Source organism: Kitasatospora sp. NPDC057518, from assembly GCF_042802075.1.
Taxonomy (GTDB): domain Bacteria; phylum Actinomycetota; class Actinomycetes; order Streptomycetales; family Streptomycetaceae; genus Kitasatospora.
Map to the genome: position 1 here is coordinate 1 of NZ_JBHVEU010000260.1, position 12,635 is coordinate 12,635.

8 protein-coding genes are annotated in these 12,635 nt (G+C 74.4%); 7 read left to right on the forward strand and 1 reads right to left on the reverse strand.

All coding sequences use genetic code 11. The features are described from left to right. Window positions 1–73: 73 nt before the first annotated feature. A complete protein-coding gene (locus tag ACFU7Z_RS24840) occupies window positions 74–1,498 on the reverse strand; it encodes a CCA tRNA nucleotidyltransferase (RefSeq protein WP_117491838.1) in 1,425 nt (474 codons plus the stop codon). 367 nt (window positions 1,499–1,865) lie between these two features. Between ACFU7Z_RS24840 and ACFU7Z_RS24845 the strand changes: the two genes are divergently transcribed. The 7 genes from ACFU7Z_RS24845 (at window position 1,866) to trxA (ending at window position 12,592) form a co-directional block, all read left to right on the forward strand. Beyond that, window positions 1,866–4,397, forward strand: coding sequence for a DUF6049 family protein (locus ACFU7Z_RS24845; RefSeq protein ID WP_380779732.1), 2,532 nt, complete (start codon window positions 1,866–1,868; stop codon window positions 4,395–4,397). 58 nt (window positions 4,398–4,455) lie between these two features. Next, on the forward strand, window positions 4,456–6,918 hold the full coding sequence (gene murJ, locus ACFU7Z_RS24850) for a murein biosynthesis integral membrane protein MurJ (protein ID WP_375875039.1): 2,463 nt from the start codon (window positions 4,456–4,458) through the stop codon (window positions 6,916–6,918). Between the two features lie 303 nt (window positions 6,919–7,221). Beyond that, the gene (locus tag ACFU7Z_RS24855) at window positions 7,222–9,243 is read left to right on the forward strand and encodes a serine/threonine protein kinase (protein ID WP_380779734.1); all 2,022 of its coding nucleotides are present in this window, start codon (window positions 7,222–7,224) and stop codon (window positions 9,241–9,243) included. A gap of 45 nt (window positions 9,244–9,288) precedes the next feature. After that, window positions 9,289–9,999: an RNA polymerase sigma factor SigM gene (gene sigM / locus ACFU7Z_RS24860; RefSeq protein ID WP_380779736.1), complete on the forward strand. Its 711-nt coding sequence runs from the start codon at window positions 9,289–9,291 to the stop codon at window positions 9,997–9,999. Then, on the forward strand, window positions 9,996–10,997 hold the full coding sequence (locus ACFU7Z_RS24865; RefSeq protein ID WP_380779738.1) for a hypothetical protein: 1,002 nt from the start codon (window positions 9,996–9,998) through the stop codon (window positions 10,995–10,997). The genes sigM and ACFU7Z_RS24865 overlap by 4 nt, the downstream gene beginning before the upstream one ends. Window positions 10,998–11,170: 173 nt before the next feature. After that, entirely contained in the window at window positions 11,171–12,136 is a 966-nt protein-coding gene (gene trxB, locus ACFU7Z_RS24870) for a thioredoxin-disulfide reductase (RefSeq protein WP_049655859.1), read from the forward strand. A 129-nt stretch (window positions 12,137–12,265) separates the two neighbouring features. Then, window positions 12,266–12,592, forward strand: coding sequence for a thioredoxin (gene trxA, locus ACFU7Z_RS24875; protein WP_049655857.1), 327 nt, complete (start codon window positions 12,266–12,268; stop codon window positions 12,590–12,592). The last annotated feature ends 43 nt before the right edge of the window (window positions 12,593–12,635 follow it).

A 12,635-nucleotide genomic window follows, 5' to 3' on the forward strand; every position in this document is an offset into this window, starting at 1 on the left:
GCGCTCGGCCGGGGCCACCCCTCTCGTCGTGCCCGGAGCTCCCGTGGCGCCGTCGCGCCGTCCGGAGCCGGGCTCAGCCCTGCTGCTCGGCCCACCAGGCCCGCAGCGCCCCGACCGCCTCGTCGTGCTCCATCGGGCCGTGCTCCAGCCGGAGTTCGAGCATGTGCTTGTACGCCTTGCCGACCTGCGGGCCGGGCTTGAGGCCGAGCAGCTCCATGATCTGGTTGCCGTCCAGCGCCGGGCGGACGGCGTCCAGCTGCTCCTGCTCCTTCAGCTCGCCGATCCGGGTCTCCAGGCCGTCGTAGGTGCGGGAGAGCGCGGCCGCCTTCTTCTTGTTGCGGGTGGTGCAGTCGGAGCGGGTCAGCTTGTGCAGGCGCTCCAGCAGCGGCCCGGCGTCGGTGATGTAGCGGCGCACCGCGGAGTCGGTCCACTCGCCGCCGCCGTAGCCGTGGAAGCGCAGGTGCAGCTCGACCAGGCGCGAGACGTCCTCGGTGAGCTCCTTGGAGTACTTGAGCTCGCGCATCCGCTTGCGGGTCATCTTGGCGCCGACCACCTCGTGGTGGTGGAAGGAGACCCGGCCGTCCGACTCGAAGCGGCGGGTGCGCGGCTTGCCGATGTCGTGCAGCAGCGCGGCCAGCCGCAGGGTGAGGTCCGGGCCGTCCTGCTCCAGGTCGATGGCCTGCTCCAGGACGGTCAGCGAGTGCTCGTAGACGTCCTTGTGCCGGTGGTGCTCGTCCCGCTCCAGCCGCAGCGCGGGCAGCTCGGGCAGCACGTACCCGGCCAGGCCGGTGTCGACCAGCAGCCGCAGGCCCTTCACCGGGTGCTTGGCCAGCAGCAGCTTGTTCAGCTCGGCCTGGATCCGCTCGGCGGAGACGATGGTGAGCCGCTCGGCCATCGCGGTCATCGCGGCGACCACCTCGGGCGCCGGGTCGAAGTCCAGCTGGGCGGCGAAGCGGGCGGCCCGCATCATCCGCAGCGGGTCGTCGGAGAAGGACTCCTCGGGGGTGGCGGGGGTGCGCAGCACCCGGGCCTCCAGGTCCTCCAGGCCGTGGTGCGGGTCGACGAAGCCGCGGCCGGGCAGGTCGACGGCCATCGCGTTGACCGTGAAGTCCCGGCGGACCAGGTCCTCCCCGATGGTGTCGCCGTAGCTGACCTCGGGCTTGCGCGAGGTGCGGTCGTACGCCTCGGAGCGGTAGGTGGTGATCTCGATCAGGAAGGAGCCCTCGGGGGTGTCCTTGCGGGCGCCGACCGTGCCGAAGGCGATGCCGACGTCCCAGACCGCGTCCGCCCAGCCCTTGACCAGCTTGAGCACCTGCTGCGGACGGGCGTCGGTGGTGAAGTCCAGGTCGTTGCCGAGCCGGCCGAGCAGCGCGTCCCGGACGGACCCGCCGACCAGCGCCAGCCGGTGACCGGCCGCCTGGAACCGGCGGGCGATCTCGTCGGCGACCGGCGACACCCGCAGCAGCTCTTGGAGGCCGAGCGTCTGGGCCTCGCTCAGCCCTGGGACGACCTGGACGTCGGTGCTGGAACGGTCGGTGCGCGCGGTGGGCTCATTGGCAGTGGACACGGCTCACAAGGGTACGTGCCCCGACAGGTCAACCGCCCGCGCGTTCTGGGCGTCTCACCCCACAGCCCGCAACACTGCGCCGCGGGCTGCATCGTTACCATGCCGGTGGACGAGTCTCGGGCACCGGACAGGGGATGCGGTGCCGCGCGCCGCCGCCGTCCGCGGGATCCCCGTGGCAGCGGTGCGGCGACGGCGTCGGGCGAAGAGCTCCACCAGAGTCAAGCGAAGACCGTCGGGCGGACCGCGCCGGACGGACAGCATCAGCAGCGAACGATCGAGAACGGCGAGGGCGAAGCGAGTGAGTGAGCCGGCACGGCACTCGGGCCTGGGGGCGCACCGACAGCCTGGACGGGCCGAGCGCCCCGCCGGGGGGCGCCATCCGGCCCGCCGGGCGCGCCGTGCGGGCCGGCGCCTGGCCGCCGCCTGCGCGGCCGCCCTGACCCTCTTCACGGCCTCCCCGGCCGGTGCGCTGCCCGCCGGCGGCAACGTCCGGCCGGCCGGCGACTCCACCGCCACGGCCGAGTACCCGGTGGTGATGACCATCGACACGCTGAACCCGCAGGTGGCCGCCCCGGGCGGGATCGTGACGATCACCGGCCAGGTCACCAACGCCGGCAAGTCGGCGATCAAGGGCGCCCACGCGGCCGTCCGCAAGCCGTACTCCGGCAAACCGCTGGACCGGCGCAGCGACCTGGCCAACGTGGCCGACCGCTCCACGCCGGACAGCAAGGACGGCGTGGAGCTGGACAGCCCGCAGTACGCCCTGCCGGAGCTGAACCCGGGGCAGAGCCAGCCGTACACCCTGAGCGTCGCGGTGAGCGACCTCGGCTTCTCCGCGAGCGGCGCGTACGAGCTCGCGGTGGACGCCTGGGGCGGGACCGGCGACAACCCGCGCGACCGCGCCCTGGGCATCGCCCGGACCTTCCTGCCGTACAACCCGGGCGGCGCCGAGGCGCAGCCGACGAAGGTCGCCACGATCTGGCCGCTGGTGCACGCGCCGGTGCTGGCCGCCCAGACCACCGCCGACAACAGCGACCAGCCGACCCCGGTGCTGCGCGACGACAGCCTGGCCGGCGAGTTCGCCCCGGGCGGCCGGCTGTACGAGCTGGTCGACACCGGCGCGAAGCTGAACGGCCTGACCTGGGTGATCGACCCGGACCTGCTGGACGCCGCGCTCGCGATGACCAAGCCCTACCGGGTGCAGAAGCCGGGCACCGAGGCGGCGGGCAAGTCCGCCAAGGACGACAACACCGTCCAGGTGCCCGCCTCGGCCGCCGCCGTCGCCTGGCTGGACAAGCTGCGGGCCGCCGTCGCCAAGCCGGGCAGCCAGGTGGTCTCGCTGCCGTACGCCGACCCGGACCTCGCCTCGATCGCCCACAACGGCTCCGACCTGGCCGGGATGACCACCGCGCTGAGCAAGGCGTCCACGGCCGGCCGGCTGACCGTCGAGGGCCGGCTCTCCGTGGACACCCGCTCGGACGTCGCCTGGCCGTACCGGGGCTACCTCGACCAGCAGATCGCCGCCCTCGCCCAGCAGTCCGGCAACGGGCTGGTGCTGGTCGACGGCGCGAGCATGCCGGAGCCGGACTCGCTCACCTACACCCCGACCGCGGTCCGCCCGATCGGCGGCGGGCAGAGCGCCGTGGTGGCCGACGAGACCGTCTCCGCGCTCTTCGACAAGGACCTGAGCAGCCCGCAGGCGCAGACCGACGCCACCCAGCGCTTCCTCGCCGAGACCTTCGCGATCACCCACGAGCAGCCGCAGAACCAGCGCGGGCTGCTCGTCCTGCCGCCCCGCGAGCTGAGCACCGCCGGCGCCAAGGCGCTGGCGAACGCCCTCCAGACGGCGGACGGCAAGTGGATCTCCTCGGTCAAGCTGGACGCGGTGGCCCAGTCCGCGGCCGACCCGAAGGCCAACACCGCCGTCCCGGCGCCCACCGACTACCCGACCCAGATCCGCGCCTCGGAGCTGCCGGCGGCCGACCTGAGCCGCACCGACGACATCCAGCACGACCTGGACACCCTGATGCGGGTGCTCACCCTGCCGCAGCGGGTGCGCGGCCCGTTCAGCGCCGCGATGGTCCGCTCGCTGTCCACCGAGTGGCGCAGCCAGCCGCCGGCCGGGAGCACCTACCGGGCCGGCGTCACGGGGTACCTGAAGGAGCTGACCAAGGCCGTCCAGGTACCGAGGAAGAACGTGGTCACCCTGGCCGGCGAGTCCGGCCTGCTCCAGGTCAGCGTCCGCAACGACCTGACCCAGACGGTCACCAACCTGAAGCTGGTGCTCACCTCGGCCCAGCCGAACAGGCTGCGGGTGAGCAAGGAGGAGGAGCTGGTCCTCCCGGCCTCGCAGAGCGTGACGCTGCGCTTCAACGCCGAGGCGCACAACAACGGGCCGGTCGCGATGACCGCCCAGCTGTGGACCACCGGCCCCGACTCCCGGCCGTACGGCGAGGCGCAGAAGTTCACGGTGGAGGTCACCTCGGTGACCAACGGCGTGCTGTACGTCTTCGCGGGCGCCGGCGTCCTGCTGCTGCTGGCCGCGCTGCGCTTCGTGCGCCAGCGCAAGCGCCTCGGCGGGCAGCCGCACGAGGACGGCGACCAGCCGGTCGGCGACGCCCCGCTCGGGGACGCCGCGGCGGCGGGCGGCGCCGCGGCGGCGGAGCCCGCCCCGCGGGCCCCGGCGGAGGACACCGCGAAGGGGGCCCCGGCGGCGGACGGGACCGACGGGACGGACGACACCCCTGGTGACGGTCCCGCGCAGACACCGCGTGGCAGCAGCCCGGATGGCCGGGATCGGGCCGCCGGTGATGAGAAGGTTGGTCCTTGATACCGCCGACCCCCTGCCTTGCCGGGCCGGCCTCCCCCCACGACAGCGAAGAGGTGACATGACCGGGCGCAGCGAGGAGCGGCCGTCGGGCCGCGGTGAGAGCCGGCCGGGCGCCGAGTCGCCGTCCGGCGACTGGTACGTGGCCGACACCTACGCCCAGGACCCGTACGCGGTGGACGCGTACGGGAACCCCCAGGACGGCCAGGACCCGTACGGTCTGCGGGCCGGTCGGCCCGCCGCGCCCCAGCCGCCGGCCGCCGCGTACGACGTGCCGCCGCAGCTGCCGCCGCAGGGCGTCGGCTACCCGACGCCGGTGCCGCCGACCCCGTACCAGGCCCCGGAGCACTTCGGGGCCCCGGTGCCGCCGGTGCAGCCCGGCTGGGACACCCCGGTGCAGCCCGCCTGGCCGCAGGAGCCGGCCCCGGCGCAGGCCGCCGGCGGCCACTGGGGCGGCGTCGAGCAGCCCCGGCAGCAGTGGCAGCCCGGCCCGGCGCACTCCGCCTGGGACACCGAGACCACCGAGTACGTCGGGGTGGACGGGCTGTTCGGCGGCCGCGAGGCGCAGGCCGCGGTCCAGCCGCCGGTCCCGCAGCCCGCCCCGGCCCCCCAGCCCGGCCCTCCGCCCGGCCCCGCGCCGTACCCGCCGATGGGCGGCCACCCGGGGCAGCCCCCGTACGGCGCCGCTCCGGGCGGGCAGCAGCACTTCGTGCCGCCGATCGAGTTCGACCCGCCGCTCTCCGAGGCGGAGGCCACCATGCAGGTGGCCGCCGTCGCGGTGCCCCCGGCGGTCGAGCCGCTGGCGGACATCGTCGCCGAGGAGCGGGCCGCCGAGCAGGCGCCCGCCCCCGCCGCCGAGCCCGGCAAGACGGCCGGCGGCGGCAAGGTCTCCAACCTGCTGAACTCCAGCGCGATCATGGCGGCCGGCACGCTGGTCTCCCGCGGCACCGGCTTCGTCCGGACCATGGTGATCACCGCGGCCATCGGCGTCGGCATCATGGGTGACTCGTACAACGCCGCGAACACCCTGCCGACCCTGCTGTACATCCTGATCGGCGGCGGCGCGCTGAACGCGGTCTTCGTGCCGCAGCTGGTGCGCAGCATGAAGAACGACGAGGACGGCGGCACCGCGTACGCCAACCGGCTGCTCACCCTGGTGATGGTCGGGCTCGGCGGCGTGGTCTTCCTGGCGGTGCTCGGAGCGCCCGTGCTGGTGCGGCTGATCGCCCAGCCGATGATGGCCAACCCGGAGCGCGCCGAGACCACGGTGGCGATGGCCCGCTACTGCCTGCCGACCATCTTCTTCATGGGCATCCACGTGGTGATGGGCCAGATCCTCAACGCCCGCGGCCGCTTCGGCGCGATGATGTGGACGCCGGTCCTGAACAACATCGTGGTGATCTTCACCTTCTCCGCCTACATCTGGGTCTACGGCGGGTTCGGCACCACCCAGGTCACCCCGGAGGGCATCTCCCCCGAGGGCGTGCGGCTGCTCGGCCTCGGCACCCTGATCGGTCTGGGCGTCCAGTCGCTGGCGATGATCCCGTACCTGCGGGCCGCCGGGTTCCGCTTCCGGCCCCGCTTCGACTGGCGCGGCCACGGCCTGGGCAAGGCCGCCCGGCTGGCCAAGTGGACGTTCTTCTTCGTGCTCGCCAACCAGGCCGGCTACCTGGTGATCACCCAGCTGTCCACCAAGGCGGGCGCCGCCGCGGCGGCGGCCGGCCACAACGGCGTCGGCCTGGCCGCGTTCTCCAACGCGCTGCTGATCTGGCAGCTCCCGCAGGCCGTGATCACCGTCTCGATCATGAGCGCGGTGCTCCCCCGGCTCTCCCGGGCGGCGGCCGACGAGGACGCCGGTGCCGTGCGCGACGACATCTCCTACGGTCTGCGCACCACCGCGGTGGCGGTCGTCCCGGCGGCCTTCCTGTTCCTGTCGCTCGGCCCGGTGGTCGGCCGGGCGATCTACGCGATCGGCGGCAACGACACCGTCCTGAACGACGCCACCAACGTCGGTCTGATGCTCTCCGCGTTCGCGCTGGGCCTGATCCCGTACTCCGCCCAGTACGTGATGCTGCGCGGCTTCTACGCCTACGAGGACACCCGGACGCCGTTCTACAACACCGTCTGGGTCGCCGCCTGCCAGGCCGGCTTCGCGCTGCTGTGCTGGCTGGTGCTGCCCTCCGAGTGGACGGTGACCGGCCTCGCCTTCGGCTACGGCCTGGCCTACGCCATCGGGGTGATGGTCGCGATGCCGAAGCTGAAGAAGCGGATCGGCGGGCTGGACACCAAGCGGATCGGCCGGACGTACAGCCGGCTGGCCGCCGCCTGCGTCCCGGCCGCCCTGGTCGGCCTCGGCGCCAGCCTGGGCGTCCAGCAGGTGCTCGGCGGCTGGCCGGGCAGCGTGGCGGCCCTGGTCGTGGCCGGCGGCCTCCAGCTGGCGGTCTTCGTGCTCATCGCGAAGCGCCTGCGGATCGAGGAGCTGAACTCCATGCTGGGCATGGTCCGCGGCCGACTGGGCCGCTGACCGCCCGACCACCGGCCGGACGAGCGGGCGCCCTGACCGGGCGTCAACCGGAGCAGAAGGCTCCTCCGCTCGTCCGGCCGAGTGCTGGGCCACCGGTTGGTTCGGGTCCGCCCGACCGCCGGATGGCGACCAGGTGTCGGATCTGCACCACATCTCTCCACCCGTATGCAACCGAGCGGACGTCTCAGCGGTCGTACCCGGTGGAGAAGAGTGGGCACAATTGTCCTGGAGCACAGGGCCGCCGACCCTAGGGCTCCAGCGACTCTCTCAAGCCGCGGCGACACAAGGGGAGGCAGGACCACGGTGGCTGATGGCACCAAGGCGGTCGTCGACACGTCAGCAGCTGACGCGGCGACGGACGAGGCCGCGCTGGCCGCGGCGATCGACGAGCTCGCGGGCTCGGACGACGCCGGCGAGAGCACCTCCGCGGACGCCCGCGAGGGCGCCCCCGCCGCCCCCACCGCTGCCGCCGCCCCCGGGCGCCCCGACGCGGACGAGAACACCGACCAGGACGGGGAGAAGGGCCGGGGCGAGGACCGGGACCGCGACGACGCGCCGGCCGCGGGCCCGGAGCCCGCCGCCGGCGAGGAGACCTCGGAGATCACCGCCCCGCTCTCGGTCCAGGAGCTGCGCGCCGAACTGGCCGCCGGGTCCCCCCGGAAGAAGCCCGCCCCCGAGCCCACCCGCCCCGCGCGCCGCCCCACCGACCCGCAGCCCACGGTCGACCCGCGCGACACCGCCACCCTCCCGCGCACCCTCCCCGCCCCGCAGCGCCGCAGCGGGGACATGATCGGCCACCGGTACCGGCTGGAGGAGTGCATCTCCCAGACCGAGACCTTCAGCAGCTGGCGCGCCGTCGACGAGAAGCTGCGCCGGGCGGTCGGCGTCCACCTGATGGCCTCCGGCCACCAGCGGGCCCGCAAGGTGCTGGCCGCGGCCAAGTCCGCCGCCCTGCTCGGCGATCCGCGCTTCGTCCAGGTGCTGGACGCCGTCCACGAGGGCGAGCTGGTCTACGTCGTGCGGGAGTGGCTGCCGCACTCCTCCGACCTGGCCAGGCTGCTCGCCAACGGCCCGATGGAGCCGCACGAGGCGTACCAGATGGTCCGCCAGGTCGCCGACGCCGTCGCGGCCGCCCACCGGCGCGGCCAGGCCCACCTGCGGCTCACCCCGCGCTGCGTGCTGCGCACCGACAGCGGCCAGTACCGGATCAACGGCATCGCGGTGGACGCCGCCCTGCGCGGGCTGCCCGCCGAGGACGCCGAGGACGCCCAGCGGGCCGACACCCGCGCGATCGGCGCACTGCTGTTCGCCGCGCTCACCCACCGCTGGCCGTACCCGGAGGACCGCTACGACCTCCAGGGCCTGCCCAAGGGCCTCCAGAACGCCGCGCCGGACCAGGTCCGCGCCGGGGTCCACAAGGGCCTGTCCGAGCTCGCCGCGCGGGCCCTGTTCGACCAGCCGCCGCACCACGCCCAGCCGATCACCACCCCGGAGGAACTGGTCCGGGCGATCGCCAAGCTGCCCAAGATCCGCCAGCCCGCGCCGGAGCTGCCCGCCTTCCCGGCCCCGCCCCGGCACAACACCCACGCGCTGCCCACCGCGCCCAACCCGACCCGGGTCGCCGACACCACCGTCTCCCCGCTGCCGGCCTCCTCCCGCCCGGCCCCCTCCCGGCGCACCCGCACCCGGCGGCGGCTGCGCCGGGTGGTCAAGGCCACCGCGTGGACGGTCGCGCTGGGCGCGATCGGCGTCGCCTCCTGGCAGTTCGTCGACAGCCTGCGCCACACCGGGGCAGCCACCGCGTCCCCGCTGACCTCGGCCAGCAGCACCGCGCCGAGCCCCCAGGCGAGCACCCACAACCCGGTGTCGATCGCCATCAAGGAGGCGCAGTCGTACAACCCGCTGGGCGACGGGCCCGAGGGCACCGAGAGCATCGGGAAGGCGATCGACAACGACGCGAACACCTCCTGGACCACCGGCTGGTACGTCGACCAGCTCGGGCCCAAGCCGCCCGCGCTCAAGTCCGGCACCGGTCTGCTGATCGACCTCGGCTCACCGCAGCCGGTCTCCTCGGTGAGCGTCCTGTTCTCCGGCGGCGAGCAGTCCGCGGAGCTGCGGGTGCCCACCGCGGCCGCCGCCGGCAACCCGCTGCAGGCCAAGCCGGACGCCTTCACCGTCGTGGGCAAGAAGACCGGGACCAATGTCGAGTACGCCCTCGACTCCCCGACCACCACGCGGTACCTCTTGATCTGGCTGACCGGTCTGGCGAAGGATGCCGACGGCAAGTACCGGGGCCACGTCGCCGAGGTCAAGGTCTCCGGCTGACCCGGGGCGGACGGCCCCGGCACGACGGCACGACGGCAGAGGGGGGTGACGGTGGCGGACGACGACGCGGCGCTGCTCGCCCGGCACGTCGCCGGCGACCCGGCGGCCTTCGGCCTGCTGGTGGACCGCCACCGCGACCGGCTCTGGGCGGTCGCCCTGCGCACCCTGGGCGACCGCGAGGAGGCCGCCGACGCCCTCCAGGACGCCCTGGTGTCCGCCTTCCGCGCCGCCGCCGGCTTCCAGGGCCGCTCGGCGGTCACCACCTGGCTGCACCGGATCGTGGTCAACGCCTGCCTGGACCGCGCCCGGCGCAGCGCCACCCGGCGCACCACCCCGCTCGACGATGACCCGCAGCGGCTGGACACCCTGGTCGGCGCCGCCGAGCCGGCCGACTCCCCGGTGGTCCGGGCCGAGCTGCACCGGGAGCTGACCGCGGCGCTCGCCGAACTGCCCGCCGAACAGCGGGCCGCCCTGGTGCTGGTCGACATGCAGGGCTACCCGGTGGCCGAGGCCGCCGAGCTGCTGGGCGTCCCGGTGGGCACGGTGAAGAGCCGCTGCGCACGCGGCCGGGCCCGGCTCCTCCCCCTGGTCCGGCACCTGCGCGAGCCCGATGTTTCACGTGAAACACCGCCCGCCCCCGGCTCGGCCCCGCCGCGCCGGGACGCCCCGGGGAACCCGAAGCGCCCCGGCTCCGTCACAGGGACGGGGCAGAGCACCGGTCGGACGATGCTGGAAGGAGACGTGAGCACCCGATGAACGCCCATCCCTCCTTCCCCGACCCCGCCGACGACCACCCCCCGGTCGAGCAGCTGGCCGACCTCGCCGAGGGCCTGGTCGACTCCCCTTCCACCGTCGAGGCGCTGCGGCGGCACCTGGACGGCTGCGCCGAGTGCCGGGAGACCGTCGACGCGCTCGCCGAGGTCCGGGCCCTGCTCGGCGACGTCGAGACCCCGCCGATGCCGGCCGACGTCGCCGCCCGGCTGGACGCGGCACTCGCCGCGGCCGTCACCGAAGCCACCGAAGCCGCCGGGAGCGCCGGCCAGGCCGTCGAGCGGCCGCAGGAGGCCCCCGCGGCCGACCGTCGACCCGAGGCCCCGGCCCGACCCGTACGCACCGCCACGGCACCCCTCACGCCGTCCTCCGCCCCGCCCTCCAGGCCCGCGGGGCGTCCCGCCGGCCGGTCCGGCCCGGCCACCGGCCCCGGCCGCCCCCGGCGGCGGCGGTTCGCCCTGCTGATCGGCACGGCCGCCGCCCTGGCCGCCCTCGGACTCGGCGGGGCTCTGCTGCTGCAGCCCGACGACCGGTCCGGCACGGTGACGGCCAGCGCGGGCGGCGCCCCGACCGCCACCGCCGACAGCCACGACGCCCGGGCCCCGCACACGGCCGCCGGCACCGACTACCGCGAGGACGAACTCGCCACCCAGGTCCAGCGGTTGCTGGCCCGCTCGGAGAACGTCCCGGGGCTGCGGGCCACCGGGCCCGCCATGTCCGAGGGCGCCCTGCCCGCCGCCGGCGGCCGGCCGGAGTCCGACCCGCCCTCCCCCGCGGGCTCCCCCACCGGCTCCCCCACCGCGCCGGGCTGCCCGGCCCCGGCCTCCGGCACCCCGCTGGCCACCGACCGGGGCACCTTCCAGGGCGCCCCGGTGGACGTCCTGGTCTACCCGCTGCCCGGCCGGCCCGGTTTCGTCGACGTCTACCTGCGCTCCCCCGACTGCGGCCCGACCGTCCTGCACCAGGCCGTTCCCAGCCACTGACCGGCGGTTTCCATGCGATCCACGCCAACTCCGCCACGCCGCTTCCGGACTTCGGGCGGCTGGTACTGATCCGCCTGGGAATGCGAGACACTGGTCAGTCGTTGTCCCGGGCGGCGGAGCAGGACCGCCCTCCCCGCAGCAAACGCGGGTCGCGATGCGAACCAGGAGAAGCAGTGAGCGACGTCCGTAACGTGATCATCATCGGTTCCGGCCCGGCCGGGTACACGGCCGCGCTCTACACGGCCCGTGCCTCCCTCAAGCCGCTGGTCTTCGAGGGGGCCGTCACCGCTGGTGGCGCGCTCATGAACACCACCGAGGTCGAGAACTTCCCGGGCTTCCGGGACGGCGTCATGGGCCCCGAGCTGATGGACAACATGCGCGCCCAGGCCGAGAAGTTCGGCGCCGAGCTGATCCCCGACGACATCGTCGCGGTCGACCTCACCGGTGACGTCAAGACCGTCACCGACTCCGAGGGCAACGTGCACAAGGCGCGCGCCGTGATCGTCACCACCGGCTCCCAGCACCGCAAGCTCGGCCTCCCGAACGAGGACAAGCTCTCCGGCCGCGGCGTCTCCTGGTGCGCGACCTGCGACGGCTTCTTCTTCCGCGACCAGGACATCGCGGTGGTCGGCGGCGGCGACACCGCGCTGGAGGAGGCGACCTTCCTCTCCCGCTTCGCCAAGAGCGTCACGATCATCCACCGCCGGGACTCCCTGCGCGCCTCCAAGGCGATGCAGGAGCGCGCCTTCGCCGACCCGAAGATCCGCTTCGAGTGGGACAGCGCGGTCGAGGCCATCCACGGCGACCCGAAGCTGACCGGCGTCACCCTGCGCGACACCACCACCGGCGAGACCCGTGAGCTGGCCGTCACCGGCCTGTTCATCGCGATCGGCCACGACCCGCGCACCGAGCTCTTCAAGGGCCAGCTGGACCTCGACGCCGAGGGCTACCTCAAGGTCGACGCCCCCTCGACCCGCACCAACATCCCGGGCGTGTTCGGCGCCGGCGACGTCGTCGACCACACCTACCGCCAGGCCATCACGGCCGCCGGCACCGGCTGCTCCTCCGCCCTGGACGCCGAGCGCTACCTGGCCGCGCTGGACGACCTGGAGGCCAAGGCCGCCGCCGTCGCGGTCTGAGCCCTTCCCGCTCCACCCGCGGGGGTGTTCCACGTGAAACACCCCCGCCCCAGCCGGGCAGAAACAGAACGGGCCCACCCGTTGTTCTCCTGGCAGCAGCCCCCTCCGTCCGAACCCCGAGGAGTTCCCGTGGCCGGCGCCACCACCACAGTCACCGACGCGACGTTCGAGAAGGACGTCCTCGAGAGCGAGAAGCCCGTACTGGTCGACTTCTGGGCCACCTGGTGCGGCCCGTGCCGCCAGGTCGCCCCGGTCCTGGAGGACATCGCGGCCGAGCACGGCGACAAGCTGACCATCGCCAAGCTCGACGTGGACGCCAACCAGGCGACCGCCGCCAAGTACGGCGTCATCTCGATCCCGACCCTGATCGTCTACCAGGGCGGCGAGCCGGTGAAGTCCATCACCGGTGCCCGTCCGAAGGCCGCGCTGCTGCGCGAGCTGGCCGACTTCATCTAGGTCTTCCGGTCGTCGACCGCGCGGAGGCGGGGCTCCCCTCGGG

Bases quoted from the DNA above. Each gene is read 5' to 3' on its own strand.
- murJ (WP_375875039.1), top strand. From the start codon at position 4,456: ATGACCGGGCGCAGCGAGGAGCGGCCGTCGGGCCGCGGTGAGAGCCGG.
- ACFU7Z_RS24865 (WP_380779738.1), top strand. From the start codon at position 9,996: ATGAACGCCCATCCCTCCTTCCCCGACCCCGCCGACGACCACCCCCCG.